Origin of the sequence: Candidatus Methylomicrobium oryzae (assembly GCF_016745425.1) — a bacterium.
In the GTDB taxonomy this organism is placed as follows: domain Bacteria; phylum Pseudomonadota; class Gammaproteobacteria; order Methylococcales; family Methylomonadaceae; genus Methylomicrobium; species Methylomicrobium oryzae.
Window position 1 is genome coordinate 235279 of the sequence record NZ_JAERVK010000002.1, and the last position, 23166, is coordinate 258444.

The following is a 23166-nucleotide window of genomic DNA, read 5'->3' on the forward strand; positions in this document are numbered from 1 at the left end:
CGATGATTAAGTTTTTGAATTTTTTGGGCAGGACAACCACGACCGGCTTCACCAAGCTGGGGCGAGGCTCCTATTTTCTGCTGGATACCCTGGCCGGCATCGGGAGCATGGCGCTGCGCCCGCGCCTGGTGGTCAACCAGATCTATTTCGTCGGCGTATTGTCGTTCCTGATCATCGTGATTTCGGGACTCTTCGTCGGGATGGTGCTGGGCCTGCAAGGCTATTACATCCTGTCCGATTTCGGCGCCGAAGAAACCCTGGGCCTGATGGTGGCCGCCTCGCTGGTCAGAGAGCTCGGCCCGGTGGTGACCGCCCTGTTGTTTGCGGGCCGCGCCGGTTCCGCGCTGACCGCCGAAATCGGCCTGATGAAGGCGACCGAGCAGCTTTCCGGGATGGAGATGATGGCGATCGATCCGATCAAGCGGATCATCACTCCGCGTTTTCTGGCCGGCTTCATCGCGATGCCGCTGCTCGCGGCCTTGTTCAGCGCGGTCGGCATTGTCGGCGGACAACTGGTCGGCACGGGTCTGCTCGGTGTCGACGACGGTGCCTACTGGTCGCAGATGCAGGCGAATATCGACTTTGAGGACGACATCGTGAACGGTGTCATCAAAAGCCTCGTGTTCGGTTTCGTAACGACTTGGATCGCCTTGTTCGAAGGCTACGACACGGTGCCGACCTCCGAAGGCGTCAGCCGGGCCACCACCCGCACCGTCGTGAATTCCGCGTTCAGTATTTTGGGTCTCGATTTCATTCTGACCGCCCTCATGTTTGGAGACGATTAACATGCAGCACAGCAACACCCAGGACACCCTGGTTGGGCTTTTTGTCGCCGCCGGTATTGCCGGCCTGTTTTTTCTGGCCCTGCAGGTCAGCAATTTGAGCACTTTCGTCGAGGAAGACACCTACACGGTCACCGCCAGCTTCGAAAACTCGGGCGGACTGAAAGTCAAGTCGCCGGTATCGGCCGCGGGCGTCAAGATCGGCCAGGTCAAATCGATCAGCTTCGATCCCAAGACTTACCAGTCGGTCGTCGAAATGGCGATTTACTCGAAATACGAGAACCTGCCGACCGACACGACCGCCAGCGTCTTTACCGCGGGCCTGCTCGGCGAACAATACGTAAATCTGGAACCGGGCGGTTCCGACGAATACCTGCAGGACGGCAGCAAGATCGAGATTACCCAGTCGGCAATCATTCTCGAAAAAGCGATCGGCCAGTTCCTGTTCAAATCGGCCGAAGAAAAGGCCAAGAAATGAGCGGACTGAACATCATCGACAAAGGTGCCGGCCATTATCTCGTCGAAGGCGATCTGACTTTCGCGACGATCGACAAGCAGGCGGTCAAATCGCTGAATTTTTTGACCGCCAACAAGGAGATCACGATCGATCTCGGCCAGATCCGGAATACCGACAGTGCCGGCCTGGCGTTGATGATAGAATGGATTAAATATTGCCGGGCCAAACGCATCCTGCTCCGTTTCAGCAACGTGCCGAAACAGTTGCTGAGCCTGGCACGGCTGAGCGGTTTCGACCAGGACGCGCATTTCGCGGTCCATCTCGGATGAAGCCGGCGCCATAACTTTCTTACCGAATCTATTGTTTACAAATCTCCTATGGACAAACTGATCATCACCGGCGGCAAACCTCTCGCCGGCGAATTGCGTATTTCCGGCGCCAAAAATGCCGCGCTGCCGATTCTGGCTGCGACCCTGCTGGCGGAATCTCCGGTTACCATCGGCAATATCCCGCACCTGCACGACATCACGACTACGATGGAACTGCTCGGCCGAATGGGCGTACGCCTGCTCGTCGACGAAAAATTGAACATCGAAGTCGACAGCCGCTTCATCCACAGCTACGAAGCGCCTTACGAGTTGGTTCGGACGATGCGCGCCTCGATCCTGGTGCTGGGCCCCCTGCTCGCGCGCTTCGGCGAAGCCCATGTTTCGCTGCCCGGCGGCTGCGCGATCGGTACTCGTCCGGTCGATATCCACTTGAACGGCCTGATGAAAATGGGCGCGGAAATCAAAGTCGAAGGCGGTTACATCCGGGCTCGCGCAAAAAGATTGAAAGGCTGCCGCCTGGTGCTCGAACAGGTGACCGTAACCGGCACCGAAAACCTGATGATGGCCGCCTGCCTTGCGGAAGGCACTACGATCATGGAAAACGTCGCGAAAGAGCCGGAAGTGACCGATCTTGCATATTTCCTGAATGCGCTCGGCGCGAAAATTTCCGGCATTGGCACCGATGTGCTGACGATCGAAGGCGTCGAAAAACTCGCCGCCGAGAATATCCATTACAACATCATGCCGGACCGGATCGAGACAGGAACTTATCTCGTCGCGGCTGCGATCACGCGCGGTTCGGTCAAACTCAAAAATACCCGCCCCGATATCCTCGACGCGGTACTCGAAAAATTGACTGAAGCCGGCGCCGAAATCTCGACCGGCCAGGACTGGATCAAGCTCGACATGAACGGCAGACGGCCGAAGGCGGTATCGGTGCGCACCGCGCCTTATCCGGCATTCCCGACCGACATGCAGGCGCAGTTCATCGCGCTGAACGCGGTCGCGGAAGGGGTCGGGATCATCACCGAAACAGTGTTCGAAAACCGCTTCATGCACGTGCAGGAACTGCAGCGGATGGGCTCCGACATCAAGCTCGAATCGAATACCGCCATCTGCACCGGCGTCGACAAGATTACCGCCGCGCCGGTCATGGCGACCGACCTCAGAGCTTCCGCGAGCCTAGTGATCGCCGCGCTCGCCGCCGAAGGCAATACGGTCGTCGACCGGATCTACCATATCGACCGCGGCTACGACCATATCGAAGAAAAATTGCAGCAACTCGGCGCAACGATCCGCCGCGTACCCAATTAAGGTAGCCCGATGCTGACCATAGCCGTATCCAAAGGCCGGATCTTCGAAGAGGCGTTGCCGTTCCTCGAAGCCGCCGGCATCACCCCGGTCGACGATCCGAAGACCTGCCGCAAGCTGATCCTTCGAACCACGCGCGAGGACGTGCAGTTGGTGATCATCCGTGCGACCGACGTGCCGACCTTTGTCGAATACGGCGCGGCCGACCTCGGCATCGCCGGCAAGGACGTGCTGCTCGAACATGGCGCCGAGAGCCTGTACGAGCCGCTCGACCTGAACATCGCGCGCTGCCGGCTGATGACCGCCGCGCACAAGGACGCGCCCCCCTTGTCCGGCCGGCGGCTCCGGGTTGCGACCAAATACGTGAAGATCGCCCAGCGCTATTTCGCCAACCAAGGCATCCAGGCCGAAATCATCAAGCTGTACGGTTCGATGGAATTGGCGCCGCTGGTCGGCCTCGCCGACTGCATCGTCGACCTGGTCGAAACCGGCAACACGCTGAAAGCGAACGATCTGGAGCCGCGCGACCTGATCATGCACATCAGCTCGCGGCTGGTCGTGAACAAGGCCGCGATGAAAATGAAAAACCGCGCGATCGTGGAACTGCTGAATCAATTCGAAGCGACTCTCGCCACTAAAGGTTAACGCCATGCCCAAGATCACCCTGACCCGCCTCGACGCCGCCTCGCCCGACTTTGCCGCCAGCCTGGACCGGCTGCTGGCCTGGAACGAAAGCGAAGACCTCTCGGTCCATCAGCGGGTACTCGAGATCATCGCTGACGTACGTGCGTGCGGTGACCGGGCCTTGATCGACTATACCAACCGATTCGACCGGCGCGAATTGAATCAGGCATCCGAACTGGAGCTGGACAAGGCGCAGTTGAAAGCCGCTTTCGACGCGGTACCCGAAGATCAGGCCAAGGCGCTGCAAACCGCAGCCGGCCGGATCCGCGCCTATGCCGAGCATCAAAAGATGGAATCCTGGCGCTATACCGAAGCGGACGGCACCGTGCTCGGCCAGAAAATCACCCCGCTCGACCGGGTCGGCCTGTACGTGCCGGGCGGTAAGGCCGCTTATCCGTCGTCGGTGCTGATGAACGCGATCCCGGCCAAGGTCGCCGGCGTCCCCGAACTGATCATGGTCGTGCCGGCCCCGCAAGGTGAATTGAACCGCTTGGTGCTGGCCGCGGCCCATATCGCCGGCGTCGACCGCGTATTCACGATCGGCGGCGCCCAGGCGGTTGCCGCCTTGGCCTACGGTACCGAAACCGTGCCGCCGGTCGCGAAGATCGTCGGCCCCGGCAATATTTATGTGGCGACCGCGAAGAAACTGGTTTTCGGCCAGGTCGGGATCGACATGATCGCGGGTCCGTCCGAAATCCTGGTCATCTGCGACGGTAAGACCGATCCCGACTGGATCGCGATGGACCTGTTCTCGCAGGCCGAACACGACGAAAACGCGCAGGCGATCCTGATCAGCGACGACGGCGCGTTTCTGGATGCGGTCGAGCAGAGCATCGACAAACTGCTGCCGGAGATGGAGCGGGCCGAAATCATCGAGGCTTCGCTGCAGGGACGCGGTGCGTTAATTAAAGTCGAAAATCTGCTGCAAGCCGCCGACGTCGCCAACCGGATTGCGCCGGAGCACCTGGAATTGTCGGTTGACGATCCGGAAGCGTTGAGCGAACACATTCGCCACGCCGGCGCGATCTTCCTCGGCCGCCATACCGCCGAAGCCTTGGGCGACTACTGCGCCGGCCCGAATCATGTGCTGCCCACCTCCGGCACCGCGCGCTTTTCCTCGCCGCTCGGCGTCTATGATTTCCAGAAGCGCACCAGTCTGATCAACTGCTCGCCGCAAGGCTCCAGCGAACTCGGTAAGACCGCGTCGATCCTGGCGCGAGGCGAAAGCCTGACCGCGCATGCGCGTTCTGCGGAATATCGGATCAAAGCCGGTTAAAAGGCGGAGCCAATGCTTAGCCAGATCAGTAGCCTGAGCTTGCAAAACCGACTGTTTTACTTTATTTTAGCGAAATCCGTATAGGCTAGGGGTGCTTGCCGCGCGGCGGCAGGCTGAGAATCACCCTTTGAACCTGATTCCGGTTAATACCGGCGTAGGAAAGCCCTAACTTCCTTGCGCCTTGTCTGTTTTTTGTTGTTGGAGAAACGCAATGAGCGCCGTCCTCAAAGATCTGACCGCCGACGCGGTCAGCCAAGTCAAAATCGATCCTTATCCGGCCTCGGAAAAAATTTATGTCGAAGGCAGCCGCCCCGACATCCGGGTGCCGATGCGCAAGATCACCCTGTCCGATACGCCCGCCCATTTCGGCGCGGAAAAGAACCCGCCGCTGTATGTGTACGATACCTCGGGCCCTTACACCGACCCGAGCGTTACGGTCGACCTGAAGAAAGGACTGTCTTCGGTCCGGGCGAACTGGATTCTGGAGCGTAACGATACCGAAGAACTGGCCGGGCCGACGTCCGCCTACGGCCATCAACGCCTGCACGATCCGGCCACCCAGCACCTGCGCTTCGAACACATCCGGAAGCCGCGCCGCGCGAAGGCCGGGATGAACGTCACCCAGATGCATTATGCGCGCAAAGGCATCATTACCCCGGAAATGGAGTTCATCGCGATCCGCGAGAACCAGAAGATGGACGCGATGCGCGAACTGTGGAAAGACCAGCATCCGGGCGAATCGTTCGGCGCTTCGATTCCGGATGTGATCACGCCCGAATTCGTCCGCAGCGAGGTTGCGCGCGGCCGCGCGATTATCCCGGCGAACATCAACCATCCCGAACTCGAACCGATGATCATCGGCCGCAACTTCCTGGTCAAGATCAACGGCAACCTCGGCAATTCGGCTGTCACTTCCTCGATCGAGGAAGAAGTCGAAAAGATGCTCTGGGGCATCCGCTGGGGCGGCGATACGATCATGGACTTGTCGACCGGCAAGAACATCCACGAAACCCGCGAATGGATCCTACGCAACGCGCCGGTGCCGATCGGCACAGTGCCGATTTATCAGGCGCTCGAAAAGGTCAACGGCAAGGCTGAGGAACTGACCTGGGAGATTTTCCGCGACACGCTGATCGAGCAAGCCGAGCAGGGCGTCGATTATTTCACGATCCATGCGGGCGTCCGGCTCAAATACGTGCCGCTGACCGCGAAACGGATGACCGGCATCGTCTCCCGCGGTGGCTCGATCATGGCAAAATGGTGTCTCGCGCACCATACCGAAAGCTTTCTATACACGCATTTCGAAGAAATCTGCGAAATCATGAAGGCTTACGACGTGTCGTTCTCCCTGGGCGACGGCCTGCGTCCGGGCTCGATTTACGATGCAAACGACGCGGCGCAGTTCGGCGAACTCGAAACCCTTGGCGAGCTGACCCAGATCGCCTGGAAGCATGACGTGCAGACGATGATCGAAGGCCCCGGCCATGTGCCGCTGCACATGATCAAGGTCAACATGGAAAAGCAGTTGGAAGAATGCGGCGAAGCGCCTTTCTATACGCTGGGTCCCTTAACCACCGACATCGCGCCGGGCTATGACCATATCACCTCCGCAATCGGCGCCGCGAACATCGGCTGGTACGGCTGCGCGATGCTCTGCTATGTGACCCAGAAAGAACACCTGGGTCTGCCGAACAAACAGGACGTGCGCGAAGGCATCGTGACCTACAAGATCGCCGCGCATGCGGCCGACCTGGCGAAAGGGCATCCCGGCGCGCAGGCGCGCGACAACGCAATGTCGAAAGCGCGCTTCGAATTCCGTTGGGAAGACCAGTTCAACATCGGCCTCGACCCCGAAAAAGCGCGCGAATTCCACGACGAAACGCTGCCGAAGGAATCGGCGAAGATCGCCCATTTCTGCTCGATGTGCGGCCCGCATTTCTGCTCGATGAAGATCAGCCAGGACGTGCGCGAGTATGCGGCCGAGCAAGGGCTGAGCGAAGAGGAAGCCTTGGTTAAGGGCATGGACGAGAAATCGAAGCAGTTCCTCGAAGAAGGCGCGGATATTTATCGCAAGGTATAAAACCCAAGGGCGAGGTGGAAAACCCCGCCTCGCCCTTTACCGCCCTCGTTTCTACCTTTTGCGTCATCGCTAACCCCGCAGCAATTTCGAGGAACGGCCAATCTCCACCCTGCAAACGTAGGGTACGCTGCGCGTACCTTTACTAAATCTTCAAAGCGTCACTCAACTGTAATAACGGTGAGCGGATGCCGTTAGGTGATCAGGAATATAAACCGGTTCCGCCTAATGGGTTAGCATTACCCCTGTAACTATCTGGAATGATGCGCCTCCTGACATCGGCACATCCTATGCTATGCGGCGCATCTTATGGTCTTATTGATTCTATAGAATCAATATCGAGATTCACTGTCTTCAGCTCTTTCCGGCATCGACCAAAATTGGCTCTCTTCAATAAAGTAGCCTCGATGAAGCGTCGTAGCGGAATCGAGGAAATTCTGGCTTCGATTTCCTTTGATTCCGCATGGCTTCATCGAGGCTACATGCTGAATTCTTTCCTGGTAGACGGGACGCCGAAGCGTTCCGGGCCTGCATTCCTACGCTGAAGCGCGGGAACAATGCAAAATTAGTCTGGAACGTTGAGCGAATCTTCAACATTCCCGTACCAATCCATCGGAAGAATGCCGTCGCGAACGTAGCGGTGAAAAGAGGAATATGGCCAATCGCATACTCGCTTGACGTAGCCATGTTTTAACGGATTAACATAATCAATATGTTTCGCATAATCACGTTCTGTTGTGAGGGTATGTTCCCAATAACGGCGCTGCCAGATGCGGCGTTCGGCGCGTTGGCGGCGGACGAATGAGAGGCGTTCGATGCGCGGCAATCCTTTTGAAAACATCAGCTTAATCAAGCGTCAACGGACCGGAAAATCATCCGTATCGGGCGGCAGCGTCCAGATGGCGTGCATGTGATCCGGCAATACCACCCAAGCATCGATGTAAAAGGGATATAAAACCTTAACCCGGCTGACCGAATCCCGTAACAAATCGATATGGTCCGTCAACAAGGTTCGTTGCCGTTCGAGCAAATTGACCGTGAAAAAGTAACAGCCACCCGCGACGAAATTGCGCCGATAATTTGGCATCGCACCACCGAGGGTGTCCTGAATTTTGTGTAAACGGGATTTTATTAACGGTTGAGCGTCCGATCGTCAAATTGAATACTAAACCGATTTAAAGCGGCTTTCCAGTCCTGCAATGGCATGGTCCATTTTTTACTGATGTTCATTAGCGCCAGATAGAACAATTTTGATAAAGCCTCGTCGCTGGGAAACGAGCCCCGATTCTTGGTGATTTTCCGTAGGCTCATATTGACCGACTCGATAGCGTTGGTGGTGTAAATGATCCGGCGAATCTCCGGCGGATAGTCGAAAAATGGGATGATCCGGTCCCAGTTGCGCCGCCAAATTTGGGCAATTGATGGATAAGCGTCGTTCCATTGCGTCTCGAATTCCTCCAGTTTCTGCTCGGCCTCAGCGACGGTAGCAGACTGGTATATTCGCTTGAGATCATCGGCAACCTGTTTACGCATTTTCCAACTGACATAGTTTAGACTGTTGCGCACCAGATGCACGATGCATAGCTGGACAGCTGTTTGCGGATAAACGGTTTCGATGGCTTCGGGAAAACCTTTCAAGCCATCGACACAAGCAATAAACATATCCTGTACGCCACGATTCTTCATCTCGGTAACCACCTGCAGCCAGAACTTGACCCCCTCGGTTTGGGCGATCCACAGCCCCAGAACTTCCTTCTCACCATTCAGATTGATGCCAATCGCCAGATAGACAGCTTTCACCCGCACCGCACCGGTATCGCGCACTTTGACATGAATGCAATCGAGATAGACGATGGGATAGATCGGTTCGAGCGGACGCGATTGCCAGGCTTTGACTTCATCCGCTACCGCGTCGGTGACCGAGGAAATCAGCGAAGGCGAGACCTCGGCACCATAGAGCTCTTCCAGATGACTCTGGATTTCCCGCACCGTCAGTCCACGGGCATAGAGCGAAATGATCTTGTCATCGAAGCCCGTCCAGCGGGATTGGTGTTTGGTGATGATTTGCGGCTCGAAGCTGCCATGGCGATCACGCGGAATTTCGAGCGGTAATTCGCCGAAGTCACCTTTCAGTGTCTTGCGGCTCTTGCCATTGCGGGTATTGCCGACGGCATTGGTGACAGGTTCGTGCTTGGCATGACCCAGGTGTTCGGTCATTTCGGCTTCCAGTGCCCGTTCAACCAGCGCCTTGGTCAATTGCTTCAACAGGCCGTTTTCGCCAATCAAATCTTCGGGTTTTTGATAGCCCGAGAGCAAGGTATCGAGCAGTTCGGTCGGGATGGTTTTTGATACGGTCATTTTTTCTCCTTTACGGAACGGTAGTTTCCTACCTAATGGCCCTTTACACAAAAATTCTTACACCCTCCGGCCGTGCTAAACTGCATTTCTGCCGGGTCAGGAAATGCTTATGTATCAAATCGCTGATGATGCGCTCGACCGGTTCGGACAGGCGTCTCTTGCCTTTGCCCCCACTGGATTTGCCGGGAGCCAAATCTGTCACCAAACCTGTGCCTTGTCGATAACGTCTGATTAGCAAGTACACTTGTCGACGGGACACGCCCAATTGCTCGGCGGCGTCATCGGCCGCCTGACGGCCGATGGGCTCCAATGCCGCCAACGGGGCAATGAAACGAGCCCGTCGACTTGCCAATTCCCAGGCATCCTCGGACAGTGTGAGCAAACCCTGTTCAATGACAGGAAGTGTATCGGGTTCCATGCCTAAACCTCATTTTTGTGCAGAGGAGTTTTAAGCATAAACCAGCACTGTGCAGATGACTACTGATTTATGATGGCTCAAGAGTCCTCTGCACAAGGCGGTTCTAAACCAATAAAATGGTGCAAACGACTTCTGAAAATGACAGTTTGTCAGGCGGTCACTTTGAGGATAAAACGTCGATCCCTCTCTCTTAAAAACGGGAGGTTACGCTATCGTCACCCCGTCTTCCCGTACTTAATACGGAAATGGAACTTCGCCCCCTTCACTGAAGGCTTTTCCAATAGTCTCCGATCCTGTATGTATCCATCCATCTTTAATGAATAAGGAAGATTGAGATAAAATTGCTGCCCATCCAGCAAGATCGCCAAGACTATTAACCTTTATTTTAGCGATTTCCTGATTAGACAGCTTAATTTTAACCAAACCTGTATTGGTCCTGACATTCCAGCCTAAATCATAAGCTTCTACTTTAAGAGTCATTTTTATCCCCTTATCTTGAGTCATTATTAATTTCCCATTCGTCAAACAATTAAGATAATCTGACACCGCCTTTAGTGGGCTTGGCCGAAGCCGAAAAATCATATACTTTGATGAAACTCGTGAAGAAACTTTAGGCCGTATTCCGATTGATCGCAATGTTAAGTTTATTTCTTTTAAAGGGAGAGCAAAAAGTATTCTTCTCAACTCTTTTTAGAATGGGGGAGGTAAATTACCAGGTGCAGTCCAGCATTTTCCTTCGCTGCGTGCCTGTGCTGCGAAGTTAGGATGAACAGTGATCCAAGCAATATCGACACTAACCCAACCTCTACCGTCAAACCATGCTTTCGGATCGAAACGCCAAGCAAACGTACCTCCCTTGTCCCCAATGTAACTCCAGTCGGCGCGAACTTTGTTAAGACTATGTCTAATTGTTTCGTGGCGACAGTAAATATAGTTATCAAAGCCCTTGGCCGAATGAGTATTTAGCTTAAATACTTCATTCCCTTCTGAAGAGTAAGAGTTATATGCCTCTTCACCGATAACGGGCAATAAAATCCGGAAGCCTTGCATAACGATTTCGGTGGGTAAATCGAATAAATCTTTATCTCCCCGATTCTGATTAACTCTATATACAGAGAGTGCATATTTGCATTTATTGCCTCCTATGGTATCCTTTAAAAAGCAATTGGTTGTAGGCTTTTCTGATCTTTCAATTTCTGCCAACAAATTATTCCATTCATATTTTTTCATCGTAATTTTGATCTCTTGCTGATCAGATGAATTGATACTCTTCTTAGTCATTTGAGATGCCTGAAGATCAGCTTGAAAACGGCTAGTTTCTTTACATGTGCGTCCATCGTAATAACTAACAGAGCAGTTAGGGTTAGATGCTCCGCAATATATTACGCCGCATTCACCGCCACACCATGATGGTGACTCGCACTTTTCTCTGCTTCTATCTGGGCATACAACGCAGTAATCATCAGCTAAAACAGGCATTGTAAAAAATGTAGAGAGTAAAATCGTTCCAAAGATACGAAATGTCATCTTTAATCTCCTATGTGATGCGATATTAACGGCGCTAGCCGCCTTATCATCCTGTTATCAACGCTATCTCTAGCCCAGCAAATTATTGATTAAATAAGCGAGGCAAGCGCTAAATTCCTCCTATTTTTGGGAAGGTAGACTTAATTGTTTAACTGTGCCGAAAAATCTTCTTTTGCAAGACGCTGTTAGATTCATTCCAACTGAATATGGTGTAGGAATGCCCATCTGCCACTTCATAAAAGGGAGTTGCCATTCTTGAAATGGCTACTGGGCATTTCCTACCTATTCGTAAGGCCAGTTTCCTAATGGTTTGGGGGCCTACCTCATCTCCTCCAGTAGTGCGATAACGCGGCTAATCTTTTGATGGAATGGTCCCTGAGCCGAACAAGCCGTAACCCAATCATTGGCATCTGGGTTGCTAGTTTCGGCACAACCATTGCTCTTCTGTAGCACGTCATTGCGCAGCTTTTCGAGCGCCTCGACAAAATCTTCCTGATCGATAGAGATCAGCACGGCATTGAGTTTGCTGGTCAGCGCTTTGGGCATATTGGCATTCTTGAACACCCCACTATCAAGGCCATTCAAATAGGTAATAGCCGCTCTCAGCTCTTGGGTAAGCGCATCTTGCCGCGAGATAGCGGTTATCGTAATATTGCTCGGTTCGCTATTCAGCAGGCCATCATTGACCACCAAGCTCAGGATGTAATTACCGGGCAGATCGGCAAGAAAGCTGGCATCGACCTGATTAGAGTGACTGAGCAAGGCCTGACTGCCGATAGGCTTTTCAATCATATTCCATTGATAGGTCAGCGGATCCAAGTTGGCATCGGTGCTCCCTGCGCCATTCAACAGGACCGTATTCCCAGCCAGTACGGCTTGGTTGCCGCCGGCATCGGCTACCGGTTTCAGGTTATCGAAACTGATCAGTACCGTATCGGAACCCGCCGCCCCTAAACTGTCCGTCACTCTCAGACTGAGAGCGTAGCTGCCATTAACATCCGCAATAAAATGCGGGGTCGCGGTATCGCTATCTATTAATGTCGCAGTGCTGCCCTGGGGCTTGGATGTGAGCGTCCATTGATAAGTAATGGCGTCGCCATCCTCATCGTAGCTTTGCCGACCATCCAAATGAATCGTAGAACCCACGGTGGTAACGGATTGATCAAGCCCTGCATCGGCCACTGGCGAGGTATTGACCGTACTTACTTTGACTTGGTCAATGCCGGTCAGACCGCGGGCGTCGGTGACAGTCAAACTGATTAGATAGTCGCCCGCTACATCCGGTGTAAAAGAGGGGGTCACGGAATTGGCATTTTGCAATTCAGCCGTACTGTTGTCGGGTTTGGAAGCGAATGACCAGGCGTAGGACAGCGGATAGTCGCCATCAGGATCCGAACTGTCACCGCCATTGAGCGCCACCGAAACACCGGGATGCCCGGATTGATCTGTGCCGGCCTGGGCGATGGGAGGCTGATTGGTTGGATGGGAGTCCGTCTCCTCGGCAATAGGCGTCATGCTCAGGTAGCCATTAAGCTTATAGTCTACGAAGGTCAAGCCGGTCACGAACGCTCGGGGATCATTCGGGTCGAGGTTCGCCTCCACTTCAATGCCGCGAATCGAGAAACGGGCCAGCCCGCCTTCCCTATGCAGATCCCGTTCGAAATCAAAGACCACGCCGCCTTGGATGTCCGCCCCGCTGTCCACATATTGGGAGGTAGCGGCATCCCAGAGGAAAAGGTCGTATTTGCCATCGCCAATGCCTTCCGGCAAGAGAATCGATTTGATATTGGACAGCCCGGGATCCAGTTCATAGTCATAGCCGGTCGCTACGACAGGGTCGACAACACAAACGGCTCGATAGCCGCATGGCGGCAAAGGCAACCGGAACCTGGGCGGCAGACCGGGTCTGGGAATGGTACCGCCGTCCTCGGGAGGAAGGATCGGATTGTCCGGGGTTCCGACCGGCTCTTGCGTCAGAAATACGCCGGAGGAGGATGTAAAGGTCACGCCCGGTGGTGTCTCAAGTTTTAGTCTTGCGCCAAAGCTCGCGTGACCACGATCAAGGGAACTATCAGGGAATCCTGAGAGTCCCTCGGACGTTGCGCTTACTGTCATTTGTACCTGAATACGATCGCCATCCTTTACGGTTATGACACTTGGTAGACCAGATACTGTTGCAGGACTACCTGGGCTAAAAGTAGCCCATCCTACCTGAGCACCACTAACATGTAGAGCTACCCCGGCCGCTGCCCCATTTCTATTTTCTGTACTTCCGGAAATATCGGGTTCAACATTGAATGTAGCCGGTGCAGATGCCATACCTTCAGGAAGATGAAATGTCACGTACTCGTCAAAAACGCTCTGGGCACTTGCGTCGCCTTCCCCGCCGCTTGAAACAGCCGAAGCTAGGACCTGACCAGTTGACATGTTGGCGGCCGCGTGGCCCCATCCGGTCCCGCCTAAACTTGATACAGGTCCGGCGTCGATCTGTTTTTCCGTAGTGCCATCTCTCTCAGTAAAATTAACAAAAACGCCATTAGGATCATGGGCTTTCAGTGCGGTTGCATTGAGAGCTATCGAATAGTCGGCTAAGCCGATTGTCGGCATTAGAACAAGTGGGAGGAATAAAGCCAATTTCACAACCAAGCAAAGATTCTTATTCATTTTATCTCCTTGTTTCACACTTTGGTTTTATGCTTTTTATATTCCTATTTAAATGTCGATTGATTCTAATTTGATAAGAAATAATTTAATAATTATAAATAATGATATATATAAGATAATGAATAGATATAATTCATAATCATCACCAAAAAGGTAAATGCTAATATTTTGCCGCTTAATAAGGGGCTTTATTGGCTTTTTTAGATCCCTATCATCAGCCTCGGTCGAGTACAGTCAATCCTTTGTCAGTATGAGACGGGTGGGTACGCATTATTTGCACTATGCTCACTCTCAGTTAATCTAATTTCTAACCGATGTTATCGGGCTGTTCTCAATTAAAGTGGGCTCATTCTCGTTTGATGTGGGCGGGAGCGCTTCGATATTCTCGGCTAATGGGGTCACTAAAAACGGATGTTATCGAGCCACTACAGGTATGGCTTATTTTTTATTTGGTGTGTAGATATTCTCCAGATAAAATCAGAGAACGGCATCGGTCATTTGACTGAAATTGCAATACAAGCGGGCGATTTGGTTTCTGTTCCCCCTCTTGAAAGGCAAGTTATCCGAACGAGTGTGGAAAATAAAATGGCCGTCTTTGCTTTTTTGCCAGGCAAGCCGATGCGTCCGATGAATCCGCTCCGCCAAGCTTGGATGAGAGCCCCCGTTTCTTGACCGGATATTGGCTCTGATGGTTAGCTTTATCAGATCCTGCCCAAACCTGTTTGCGGGCTTACCGTCCGATGGGGGATCCATATGGCAATGAATGATGGAAAGCTGGATGCCTTGATTCAGCAGATTTATGACGCGGCGCTGGAGGATGCGCTATGGCCCGCCCTCATTCATGAGCTTGCCTTACTCATCCAGGCGTCTGACAGCCTGTTGTTCAGCCTGCCGGGTTCCAGCCATCAGACGCCCTTCATTTTGGCGCCTCTTACCCATGCCGATGCGGATGCCTGGGCAGACTATGCATCTTATTACCGGCAGCATGACATCTGGATGCTGGAAACGAAAAAGCAGGGGTTGATGCGGCCGGGAGCGATTATCCATAGTGACCGACTTGTTGAACGGCGCGCCTTTCGGCAATCGGAAATTTATCGCGACTTACTGAAGCCGAAACTGGGCGGAGCGGAAGTCAACATGGGTCTCGTGATGCTTGATGAGCCGCTTCAGGACCAATCGCCGCCTTTGTTCCTCAGCCTTTATAAGAGCGCTTTTGACGAGACATTTACCGCACAGGATGAAGGACTGATCCGCCATTTGCTGCCGCATTTACAACGCGCGTTGCGGATTCGATGGAAACTCATCCGGGAGAGGGAAATGCGGCAATTACGGGAACAGGCCCTCGAACAGGTCGCTGTCGCGATTGTGCTGCTGGATGCGGCGGGACGGCTGTTGTTCGCCAACCGGCAAGCCGAGCGGCTGTTAAGCCAAGGAGGTAATCCGACTGTCATCCGGGGTTACCTCGGAGGCCTGGACGCCTATGAGAACAATGCCATCAAGCAAGCCTTGCGCCAGGCCCGGCAAGGGATCGGCAGTACCTTGCGGCTTAACAATACGCAAGCTATCGGCACGCGCGTGGCCACGTTTTCTCCGGTCACGGCGCCCTTCAGTGAACAGCTCGGCACGCCCGCGCGTATTATCGTCATGATTACCGAACCGGATACCCCGGCCTTTGACGATCTCAGGGCTTTCAGCAAACTGTACCAATTAACGCCCGCCGAAACCCGCGTCCTCAAGCACTTGTTGCAGCATCGAAGCCCTCAGGAAATCGCCGACACCTTGCATGTCAGCATTAAAACCGTGAGGACGCAGCTTAGCGCCTTGTTCGCCAAGACGCAAACCGATAATCAGCGCGAACTGGTACAGTTCTCTTTATCGCATTTATTCGCCGGATCGATGCAAATCGGTGAGTAAGATCATCATTTTCAATGAGGTTGCCGTTCCCGTCGCCGTTCAAAGCTGATAGGCGATCCCCCCATAGACCGCCGCCCCGGCATGATCGAAGCTGAAGACATCCGGCGTTTTATCATTAGTAAGATTTTCGCCGCGCACGTACAGATTGAGTTTAGGCGTCACCTGGTAGTTGGCATGAACATTCAGATGAAACGCGTCGTCCACATCGAGCGTATTGCCGAGATCGTTTTGAGCCAGACTCCGGTAGATGCCCTCGGCCCATAAGGTGAGCGGCAGATTCGGCACATGCCATTCGCCCCAGACGCGCACGGCATCGGTAGCCTGGAAGGGTATCCGGCGGCCGTTGTCGAGATTGCGGCTGTCGTTGTAGGTGTAGGAGGCACCGCCGCGCCATCGTTCGCTGAGAACAAGCTCGCCGCTCGCTTCCATGCCGGCTACGGTAGCATTGGCGACATTGCCGATGCATTGACCGATGCAGGGGAGTTGGACGGTGGGTTGCGGCGCCCAACTGACCACGATCAAATCGTCATAACGCGAATAGAATCCGGTCAGGTTAAGTTTGAGATTGGACAATGCCTGCCATTCCAGGCCCAGGTCGCCGCCGGCACCTCGCTCGGGCTTTAGAGAAGGATTGCCAAGCAGCGGAAACAATCGCTCGGCATAACTCGGAATCCGGAAGCCGTTGCCGCCGTTGGCGCGCAATTTCAGCGTATCCAATACCTGCCAAACTAGAGCGGCATGCACGAGCGCATGACTTTGAAAGCGATCGTAACTCTCATAGCGGACGCCCATGTCGCCGCTGAGTTTCCCATAGGCGAAGCGGGCCTCTAGAAAACCGGCCTGCTGACTGCGGCGTTCCTCAAACGGCGCGCCGCTCGCTAGGGTAGGCGGCGGGCTGAAAGTGGGCGCTTCCGCCCACTCATGACGGCCTTCGGCGCCCCAAACCAGGTAAAGGACATCATGGCCTTGACCGTGCCATAAACGCTGGTTATTCTCCCAGCGGACGAGGTAAAGGTCGGTGGTATAACCCGGCGTGATCCCCAGGACTTTGGCATGATTGTCGGTATGGGTATAACCCAACTGCAAGCGCGTATCCCAATCCGCATTGATATAGGCTTTCAGGGTGTTTTGCGCCATCCAGCTTTCTTCGGCAAAAAAAGAGCCTTTTTCGTCCGCCATCGCCAACATGCCGTTGCGGATGCCATAACCGTCAAAATCGTTTCGGCCGTCCCGGTACAACAGTGAACCTTCCCAGAGCAAAGTATCGCTCAAATCGACGCTTGCTTTTGCAAGGACCTGATGGCTATGGAAAGGATCTCGCTCCGGATTGTTGTTGGACTTTTGCGCATGATAAGCGCCGTCGAACGCATCGGTGCGGTTCACCGTCACGGCAAGCCGCGCTTTTTCCCCCGCCAGGTTGCCGCGTAAGGTTTCCTTGAGAAAACCGAAGGTGCCGCCTTCCACGCGCAGGTCGGCACTGTCGTTCCTGGCGCTGCGGGACGTCAAATCAATCGAACCGCCCAGCGCGCTGAAGGCTCTTGACGCTGAACCGAAGCCCCGGTTTATCACAATACTTTCCTGTGCCTCGGGGAGCAGGGCATTCAGGTTCAGAACACCGGGCAACGTGTCCGGCACCGGCATGCCGTCCAGCAAAACCAACCCCTGCCCGCCGACCCCGCGCACCTGGAGCAGCCCGAGCCCGGAAGCCCCGCCTTTCGTCACGCCGATGCCCCGCTCGCCGCGCAGCACTTCGTCGATGCTGCGTTCATGGGCAATCGCCATGTCTTCTTGAGTTAAATGCGTAATACCGAGTTTTTCGGTAAACCCCGCATTTTGAGTTTCTCCTTCGGTGTCGGGCTGCGTTGTAACGGTAATCTCCGGCAGCATGATCTCTTCGGCTTTTACGGCAATAGCGCAGCTAAGGAGCAAAACGCCCAAAAATCCCCGTATTGGCCATAACTCCTTAACATCGCATAGATCTAAAGCCGGATAGGCTACTCGTGAACCGCATTTTTGCATGAAAGCTCCGATTGCATTTATTTTTATAACATAAGAACAATATATTAGCCTAAAGTGTGATAAGGGATTTTCAAACGAATGCGGATGCCAGTAGAAGAATTTCTATATTAAGCAGTCAATTTCGAATACATGAAGCATATGTCCCGAACGCTTTATCCAATCATACCCATTCGGTTTCTTGCTTCATCGAATCCGGAGAGGTACATTCGCTGCTACAGGCAAAGACAAGGAGGTTGGCGTCATGAAATTTCCCTGCATGCGATGTTTATCCATCGCCTTTCTTTCCGGCCTTGCGTTGAACCGGTTCAGGAAGCGGGCCTGCCGATACGCTTCCGCGGGGCCCGCGTAGCGCCTCCGGACAGATTTTCCTCTCATGTATCTGCAGGGAGTAGCGGATTTTCTCGACGATATTCTCGGTGGTTTTGCGCTGATCGGTTTCAGTGCGATCGTGGGCGGGCTGCTGTGGCGCCTGACGGTGCTGGATGCGGCCTCCGATACTCCTTCGGCTATCCCGATGCTGCGCCGGAACGCCTGGGGCATTGGGGCGGGCGCGGTCCTGCTGGCGACAGTTACAGGGCTCGAACTGATCGTGAAAGCGGCCATTCTAGCCTCTGCACTGAGCGAGTTTCCGTTCGCCGCCTATGCCGGCAGCATTCAATTTAAAGCCGGCGCATTACGCTGTCTGTTGGCCTTGGCACTGGTCGGAACGGCCTGCAGTTTGCTTCGTTTCCCACGAAATAAGGCGGCCCGGGACCTGGCCGCCATTCTGGCGGTAGCGCTGATTATCGGCGGTGCATGGCTGGTTCATGCCGTCGCCCGCTTCGAAAACCGCGCTTTGTTGATGGCGATTACGGCAGTGCATCAAACGGCGGCCGGGGCCTGGATCGGCGGTGTCCTGCAGCTGCTCCTGCTGCGCGAGCTCGGACGCCGCGATGCCGCGGCCCGGGCTTTTTGGCCGCGGGCCGCGGCGCGGTTTGCCCGGTTGGGAATCCCTGCGGTTCTCATCCTGATTCCAACCGGACTGGTATTGGCCTGGACCTATGTGGGAAGCTTAAAAGGAATGGCCGGGACCGGCTACGGCAGCCTGGTTGCGGTCAAAATTACATTGCTCGGATGCGCGCTGGGTTTCGCACTGCTGAACTATCGCGCCGCGCGGCAACCCGCCTCCGGCGACATCGAGCGTAAGGTGCCGTATTACATCGAGACCGAGTTCCTGGTGCTGGTTACCGTGTTGTTCATCGCCGCCGGCCTGGCGTCTCAGCCGCCCGCTGCGGACATTCCCGAGGCCACGGCCAGCTTGTCCGAAGTGGCCGTCATGTTCATGCCTCGCCTGCCGCGTCTCAACTCCCCCAGCCATGCTGAATTCCTGGCGGGCGAAGCCGGCCGCACCGCCGTCGTGGATAAGATTCCTTCCCGGGCGGCTGCAGTCTGGTCGGACTACAATCATAACGTCTGCGGCCTGTTTATCGCGCTGATGGCGATTGCCGCCCTTCTCTCCTATCATCCCCGCTTCCGCTGGGCGCGGTTCTGGCCCTTGGGCTTCGCCGGCATCGGCCTCTTTCTGTTCTTCCGCAACGATCCCCAGACATGGCCGCTGGGTCCGATGGGTTTTTGGGAAAGTACGCTGAGTGACGGCGAAATTATGCAACACCGTATCACCACGCTCTCGACTTTTGCGATGGACGCGCTGGAACTTCGGGTCCGCAGAGGACAGGGCGGCACCCTGCTGCCTTATGTGTTTCCCGCTTTGATGGTACTCGGCGCCATTATCCTGTTTGTTCACGGCCATGCGGGCTTCGAGCTGAAAAGCGAATATCTGATCCGATCCACCCACACCTCGATCGGGTTTCTGGCGATCATAATGGCCGGCGGCCGCTGGCTGGAACTCCGCTTGATGCAGGCGGGTCATCGGACGGAAGGGCGTTTCGCCGGTATTGCCGGCTGTTTAGCCACGCTCGCGGTCGCCATGATTCTGCTGTTTTACCGTGAGCCTTTATACTGATAATGATCACTGCTTTTGTTAGAGCAAGTTATGAACTTAGTTACTATGAGAATGCGAGGACATGATGTTTCGTAAGCCCTTACGCCGAACGGGGTATGTTGCCCCGTCCGTAACGTTTACCGAGCGTTTACAAACAGCGATATCGGTAAAGCTTTGAGGGCGGGGTTGCAACGCCCGTTTCGCGTCAGATTGCATGGGGAAATAGAGGAATTGGCCTTGCCGGCAATAACCTTTATGCTGGTAAGGGAATTATTCGGTGAAACGGATCAACTGCTATGGTAGAATGATCCATTTGTTCAGAATAATAAAATAAGAATATGTTTTTAAAAGAATTTTATGAGGATCGTGACGGATTTGCCGCCATTTCCGCCGAGCGGGCGAGCCGGTTTGCCAAAGAGGTCGCTCATGATTTCAATCCCCTGCACGATGTGGATGCCAAACGTTTCTGCGTACCCGGCGATCTGCTGTTTGCGCTGGCCTTGGAGAAATACGGGCTGAGCCAACGTATGCACTTCGTCTTTGCGGGCATGGTAGGACATGGCGTGCTGTTGGACTTTCCCGATACCGATGCCGGGGAGATCGAGGTGAAAGACAATCAGGGTAAAGCCTATCTGCAGATCGAACGCTCGGGCGGCCTGAGCCGGAATTCGGCATTGATCGAAAGCTTTACCCGCGATTATGTCGCCTTCTCAGGGCAAAATTTTCCTTACGTGCTGGTTCCCTTGTTGGAGAAAGAGAACGTGATGTTCAGCCTCACGCGCCCGCTGGTGATTTACGAAAGCATGACCCTGTCATTCGATCATCTTGATTTTCAGCAGGCGTCCGTGGAAATGATGGAACCGAAGATGGAAGTCAACGGCAAGCGCGCTTCGGCTTATTTACACTTTCGGATCAAAGCGGGCGAGAATGTCGTGGGTACCGGCTTTAAAAAACTGGCGATCAGTGTACAGAGCGGTTATGAATCCGAGCCGATGCAGGCGTTTGTCGAAGAGTATCTGGCCAGGAAAAACGACTATCTCGGCAATTTGCCGATTCTGTAGCACGAAATCTGTCAGGCCGCTGAAAACCGCTCGGCGGCTTCCGATAGAAACCTCATTCCCCCTGGCTCGATAATAAAACGATAATCTCAAATACTTGTCGTCCGACACGGTCCCCGCAGGCTGCAATGGAGTCTATTCATGAATCATTTCGGCATAATCTGTCCCAATACGGTAGGCCATTTAAATCCGATGCTGGCGCTGGCCGACGCGCTGCGCAGTCGGGGGCATCAAGTCACTTTCTTTCTGTTGGGACATCCGCCGGCGTCCATGCGGGATGCCGGATTTGAAGTTCGTCCGCTAGGCGGCACCCTCTTCGCTGCCGATGAGTTTCAGGCTGAAATCCAGAAGCTCGGCTTGCTGCAAGGGCGGGCGGCGCTCAAGCACACTTTTGCATTGAGCGCGCGTTCGGCGGTGGCCATCATGGCCAATGGGCCGCTGGAGGTTCGAACGGCCGGCGTTCATGCGCTGCTGGTCGATCAGGTCACTTCCGCCGGCGGCACCGTGGCCGATGAATTGGGACTGCCGTTCGTGACCGTGAGTAACGCGCTGCTTTTGAATTCCGATCCTCTGGTGCCGCCTTTTTTCACTCACTGGCAGCCTAGAGATACCTGGTGGGCGCGGCTCCGCAACCGGATTGCCTGGGATCGGCTCGGTCATCTCTACACGCCGGTTTTATCCCGGATCCAGGCGCGGCGGCAAAAACTCGGGCTCCCGGTGCCGCAGCGGATCGCCGAAGCCTGGTCGAACCGCCTGCAGATCAGTCAACAGCCCGCAGCATTCGAATTCCCCCGGCAGGAACTGCCGGAGCAGGTCCGCTTCGTAGGGCCGCTCCGGCTGCCGGCCGGCTACCCGACTGTCCCGTTCCCGTGGGAGCGCCTCGACGGCCGTCCCTTAATCTACGCCTCGCTCGGCACGCTGCAGAATCGTGTCGCCCAAAACTTCCGGGCACTGGCAGCCGCATGCGAGGGGCACGATGCCCAGCTGGTGATCTCGACCGGCAATGGATTGGCGCCGGAAGCGCTCGGTGAACTGCCCGGCAAGCCAATTGTGGTACCTTTTGCGCCGCAGGCGGAATTGCTGCGCCATGCCGCGCTCGCGGTAACCCATGCCGGCCTGAATACCGCGCTGGATGCGCTGGCGCATGGCGTGCCGATGGTCGCCGTTCCGGTTACCAACGAACAGCCCGGCATCGCGGCGCGGATCGCCTGGGTCGGCGCCGGCGAAGTCTGCGCTCAACGCCAAATCACGCCGCAAAGCTTACGGCCTTTAATCGAGCGCGTACTAAAGGATGCGTCCTACTGCGCGGCTGCTGCAAGGATGAGCGAAGCCATTCGGGACAGCGGCGGCGCTCCGCGCGCGGTTGAACTCATTGAGCAAAACCTCGGTTAGGGTCGGCGGATAAATGAGGGGGGTATGCTGATTGATACCGGTCTTCACCAAGTTCGTAGGATACGCCGAGCCTGCGAAACGTACCGAGCGCGGACGGTATCCTAAAGGGCGCTCGATGCGGTTCCTATGGACATCGCATTCTGCGGGCTGCGCCGGACGAACGCCCGGCCCGAGGGACCGGTTTGCTTTGGCCGCTCTGCCGAAAGCAGTATCTACCGTGCAGGGGGCACGGCAAGCCAGCGGACCACCGGGGCACCAACCGGTCTAGTAAAAGTGAATTCGGCCGGTTTGATCACGAGTGTTTCGGCAAAAGCCGAAATGCTGTCGTGGGGGGGAAATACCGTTGCGACCGCAGCCATCGGCGACATGGCGGCGAAAGCCCCGGCCCCCAACAGCGTGGCCAGAAATCCGGTCGGCCTGAAAAAGCCGATATCGACGGCTTTATCCCACAGGGTAATTTCTTCGGATTGTGCCGGTGTCGCGCAGACAAGCAATATACAAATTAAGAGGTGTCTGATCATATTTTTGTGTCCATCGCTTCGCTTTTATACTCAGAGTTTCCGGCTGCCCGGCGGCGTCATTTTATCCGCAAACGCGGCCGGCCGATACCCATTCCGGCATACATTCACGAAAATTGCTCTGCAATCTTTCAAGCGACGAACCCCAAAACGAACCGTGGAAGGCAGGCCAGTGCAAAGCCCCCGAAAAGCCTCAGAACATTATATCCCCTGCCAGGCGACAATTAACGCCGAAAGGCTGCCGTAAATCCAGACGGTGTATAACCACCGGATCCTCTAGGGCATTTTCAACCATCAATATTGCCCATTCCGTTAATTTAACCGCTCCTGTCTTTTAAGTTGCTATTTTTTATAAAAATTTTAGGAGATAAGCTTTTGGCATGGTTTCTGTATTTCCCGGA

18 protein-coding genes, 1 pseudogene and 1 riboswitch are annotated in these 23166 nt (G+C 54.8%); of the genes and pseudogenes, 11 read left to right on the plus strand and 8 right to left on the minus strand.

All coding sequences use genetic code 11. The features are described 5' to 3' along the window. Window positions 1-2 precede the first annotated feature (2 nt). The 7 genes from mlaE (at window position 3) to thiC (ending at window position 6919) form a co-directional block, all read left to right on the plus strand. Window positions 3-785 carry a lipid asymmetry maintenance ABC transporter permease subunit MlaE gene (gene mlaE, locus JJL52_RS03155; RefSeq protein WP_202050940.1) on the plus strand — a complete coding sequence of 261 codons (783 nt, stop codon included), beginning with the start codon at window positions 3-5 and terminating at the stop codon, window positions 783-785. A 1-nt stretch (window position 786) separates the two neighbouring features. Further along, window positions 787-1260 (plus strand): outer membrane lipid asymmetry maintenance protein MlaD, encoded by a 474-nt coding sequence (gene mlaD / locus JJL52_RS03160; RefSeq protein WP_202050941.1) that lies wholly within the window; start codon window positions 787-789, stop codon window positions 1258-1260. Further along, the gene (locus tag JJL52_RS03165; protein WP_202050942.1) at window positions 1257-1568 is read left to right on the plus strand and encodes an STAS domain-containing protein; all 312 of its coding nucleotides are present in this window, start codon (window positions 1257-1259) and stop codon (window positions 1566-1568) included. The genes mlaD and JJL52_RS03165 overlap by 4 nt, the downstream gene beginning before the upstream one ends. 48 nt (window positions 1569-1616) lie before the next feature. After that, window positions 1617-2882 (plus strand): UDP-N-acetylglucosamine 1-carboxyvinyltransferase, encoded by a 1266-nt coding sequence (murA, locus tag JJL52_RS03170; protein WP_202050943.1) that lies wholly within the window; start codon window positions 1617-1619, stop codon window positions 2880-2882. A gap of 9 nt (window positions 2883-2891) precedes the next feature. After that, window positions 2892-3524 (plus strand): ATP phosphoribosyltransferase, encoded by a 633-nt coding sequence (gene hisG, locus JJL52_RS03175; RefSeq protein ID WP_202050944.1) that lies wholly within the window; start codon window positions 2892-2894, stop codon window positions 3522-3524. Between the two features lie 4 nt (window positions 3525-3528). Next, a complete protein-coding gene (gene hisD, locus JJL52_RS03180; RefSeq protein WP_202050945.1) occupies window positions 3529-4839 on the plus strand; it encodes a histidinol dehydrogenase in 1311 nt (436 codons plus the stop codon). A 77-nt stretch (window positions 4840-4916) separates the two neighbouring features. Next, a riboswitch (TPP riboswitch) is annotated at window positions 4917-5017 on the plus strand. Between the two features lie 33 nt (window positions 5018-5050). After that, a complete protein-coding gene (gene thiC / locus JJL52_RS03185; RefSeq protein WP_236994013.1) occupies window positions 5051-6919 on the plus strand; it encodes a phosphomethylpyrimidine synthase ThiC in 1869 nt (622 codons plus the stop codon). 562 nt (window positions 6920-7481) lie between these two features. On the opposite strand, the pseudogene JJL52_RS21710 reads toward thiC, so the two are convergent. The 6 genes and pseudogenes from JJL52_RS21710 to JJL52_RS03215 all read right to left on the minus strand — a co-directional run bounded on the left by JJL52_RS21710 (window position 7482) and on the right by JJL52_RS03215 (window position 13883). After that, window positions 7482-8003, minus strand: a pseudogene (locus JJL52_RS21710) (REP-associated tyrosine transposase). A gap of 44 nt (window positions 8004-8047) precedes the next feature. Next, window positions 8048-9274, minus strand: a complete 1227-nt coding sequence (locus tag JJL52_RS03195; protein WP_202050946.1) for an IS256 family transposase — start codon at window positions 9272-9274, stop codon at window positions 8048-8050. A 43-nt stretch (window positions 9275-9317) separates the two neighbouring features. Beyond that, window positions 9318-9692 carry a helix-turn-helix domain-containing protein gene (locus tag JJL52_RS03200; protein ID WP_202050947.1) on the minus strand — a complete coding sequence of 125 codons (375 nt, stop codon included), beginning with the start codon at window positions 9690-9692 and terminating at the stop codon, window positions 9318-9320. 234 nt (window positions 9693-9926) lie between these two features. Further along, window positions 9927-10196, minus strand: coding sequence for a hypothetical protein (locus tag JJL52_RS03205; protein WP_202050948.1), 270 nt, complete (start codon window positions 10194-10196; stop codon window positions 9927-9929). A gap of 186 nt (window positions 10197-10382) precedes the next feature. Further along, window positions 10383-11219 (minus strand): hypothetical protein, encoded by an 837-nt coding sequence (locus JJL52_RS03210; protein ID WP_202050949.1) that lies wholly within the window; start codon window positions 11217-11219, stop codon window positions 10383-10385. A gap of 318 nt (window positions 11220-11537) precedes the next feature. Beyond that, on the minus strand, window positions 11538-13883 hold the full coding sequence (locus tag JJL52_RS03215) for a PKD domain-containing protein (protein ID WP_202050950.1): 2346 nt from the start codon (window positions 13881-13883) through the stop codon (window positions 11538-11540). 753 nt (window positions 13884-14636) lie between these two features. Here JJL52_RS03215 and JJL52_RS03220 point away from each other — a divergent pair. Further along, window positions 14637-15797: a helix-turn-helix transcriptional regulator gene (locus JJL52_RS03220; protein ID WP_202050951.1), complete on the plus strand. Its 1161-nt coding sequence runs from the start codon at window positions 14637-14639 to the stop codon at window positions 15795-15797. A gap of 39 nt (window positions 15798-15836) precedes the next feature. Here JJL52_RS03220 and JJL52_RS03225 read toward each other — a convergent pair whose 3' ends face one another. Continuing rightward, complete coding sequence (locus JJL52_RS03225) at window positions 15837-17726, minus strand: TonB-dependent receptor plug domain-containing protein (protein WP_202050952.1); 1890 nt, start codon at window positions 17724-17726, stop codon at window positions 15837-15839. A gap of 463 nt (window positions 17727-18189) precedes the next feature. On the opposite strand from JJL52_RS03225, the gene JJL52_RS03230 reads away from it, so the two are divergent. The 3 genes from JJL52_RS03230 (at window position 18190) to JJL52_RS03240 (ending at window position 22247) form a co-directional block, all read left to right on the plus strand. Continuing rightward, window positions 18190-19818: a copper resistance D family protein gene (locus tag JJL52_RS03230; RefSeq protein WP_202050953.1), complete on the plus strand. Its 1629-nt coding sequence runs from the start codon at window positions 18190-18192 to the stop codon at window positions 19816-19818. Window positions 19819-20135: 317 nt separating this feature from the next. Then, window positions 20136-20858 carry a DUF3581 domain-containing protein gene (locus JJL52_RS03235; RefSeq protein WP_202050954.1) on the plus strand — a complete coding sequence of 241 codons (723 nt, stop codon included), beginning with the start codon at window positions 20136-20138 and terminating at the stop codon, window positions 20856-20858. 138 nt (window positions 20859-20996) lie between these two features. Next, entirely contained in the window at window positions 20997-22247 is a 1251-nt protein-coding gene (locus JJL52_RS03240) for a glycosyltransferase (protein WP_202050955.1), read from the plus strand. 212 nt (window positions 22248-22459) lie between these two features. Here the strand turns inward: JJL52_RS03240 and JJL52_RS03245 are convergent, their stop codons facing one another. After that, window positions 22460-22768: a hypothetical protein gene (locus tag JJL52_RS03245; protein ID WP_202050956.1), complete on the minus strand. Its 309-nt coding sequence runs from the start codon at window positions 22766-22768 to the stop codon at window positions 22460-22462. Window positions 22769-23166 lie beyond the last annotated feature (398 nt).

Bases quoted from the DNA above. Each gene is read 5' to 3' on its own strand.
- JJL52_RS03205 (WP_202050948.1), bottom strand. From the start codon at position 10,196: ATGACTCAAGATAAGGGGATAAAAATGACTCTTAAAGTAGAAGCTTAT.
- JJL52_RS03240 (WP_202050955.1), top strand. From the start codon at position 20,997: ATGAATCATTTCGGCATAATCTGTCCCAATACGGTAGGCCATTTAAAT.
- mlaD (WP_202050941.1), top strand. From the start codon at position 787: ATGCAGCACAGCAACACCCAGGACACCCTGGTTGGGCTTTTTGTCGCC.
- JJL52_RS03230 (WP_202050953.1), top strand. From the start codon at position 18,190: ATGTATCTGCAGGGAGTAGCGGATTTTCTCGACGATATTCTCGGTGGT.
- hisD (WP_202050945.1), top strand. From the start codon at position 3,529: ATGCCCAAGATCACCCTGACCCGCCTCGACGCCGCCTCGCCCGACTTT.
- JJL52_RS03195 (WP_202050946.1), bottom strand. From the start codon at position 9,274: ATGACCGTATCAAAAACCATCCCGACCGAACTGCTCGATACCTTGCTC.
- JJL52_RS03200 (WP_202050947.1), bottom strand. From the start codon at position 9,692: ATGGAACCCGATACACTTCCTGTCATTGAACAGGGTTTGCTCACACTG.
- JJL52_RS03215 (WP_202050950.1), bottom strand. From the start codon at position 13,883: ATGAATAAGAATCTTTGCTTGGTTGTGAAATTGGCTTTATTCCTCCCA.
- JJL52_RS03220 (WP_202050951.1), top strand. From the start codon at position 14,637: ATGGCAATGAATGATGGAAAGCTGGATGCCTTGATTCAGCAGATTTAT.
- JJL52_RS03235 (WP_202050954.1), top strand. From the start codon at position 20,136: ATGTTTTTAAAAGAATTTTATGAGGATCGTGACGGATTTGCCGCCATT.
- JJL52_RS03165 (WP_202050942.1), top strand. From the start codon at position 1,257: ATGAGCGGACTGAACATCATCGACAAAGGTGCCGGCCATTATCTCGTC.
- JJL52_RS03245 (WP_202050956.1), bottom strand. From the start codon at position 22,768: ATGATCAGACACCTCTTAATTTGTATATTGCTTGTCTGCGCGACACCG.
- JJL52_RS03210 (WP_202050949.1), bottom strand. From the start codon at position 11,219: ATGACATTTCGTATCTTTGGAACGATTTTACTCTCTACATTTTTTACA.
- murA (WP_202050943.1), top strand. From the start codon at position 1,617: ATGGACAAACTGATCATCACCGGCGGCAAACCTCTCGCCGGCGAATTG.
- hisG (WP_202050944.1), top strand. From the start codon at position 2,892: ATGCTGACCATAGCCGTATCCAAAGGCCGGATCTTCGAAGAGGCGTTG.
- mlaE (WP_202050940.1), top strand. From the start codon at position 3: ATGATTAAGTTTTTGAATTTTTTGGGCAGGACAACCACGACCGGCTTC.
- thiC (WP_236994013.1), top strand. From the start codon at position 5,051: ATGAGCGCCGTCCTCAAAGATCTGACCGCCGACGCGGTCAGCCAAGTC.